Raw genomic sequence first — 388 nt, forward strand, 5'->3', positions numbered from 1 at the left:
CTCCGGGCGTCGGCCACGTTGGGCCGCTCCTCGTGGCCCGCTGTACCGGTTGCGAGAAGACCTCGAAGAAGCGAACGACGGAGATTGTCGGTGACCGGTCGAGCGGATCGTTCCAGCACGTGTGTCACACTTGCCAGCTGGTCACCTGGTGGAACATTCTTGAGGTCGTCGACGACGACCAGAACGACGAGCCCGAGCTCGTCACGGACGGCGGAGAGGACGACGGCCCGATCGATGTTCACGGTCACGACGTGTACCCCGAACAACGCTCCGTGCTCCCGTGTCCCGTCTGTGGCGACTCAGTCGAGGCGTACTACCTCGGTAGCCGGAACTCTCTCGTACACGGCGACCAGCCCCGAGAGACCGTCGTCTCCGGGTGGGTGTGTCC

The 388-nt window shown here is 64.7% G+C and carries 1 protein-coding gene; it reads right to left on the reverse strand.

Annotation, left to right across the window (positions count from 1 at the left end; translation table 11 throughout):
* Positions 1-248: hypothetical protein (locus tag EXE41_RS19505; RefSeq protein WP_206750868.1), on the reverse strand; the 248-nt coding region annotated here is incomplete at its 3' end.
* Positions 249-388 lie beyond the last annotated feature (140 nt).

Source organism: Halorubrum sp. SD690R (assembly GCF_005435035.1).
Classification (GTDB): domain Archaea; phylum Halobacteriota; class Halobacteria; order Halobacteriales; family Haloferacaceae; genus Halorubrum; species Halorubrum ezzemoulense.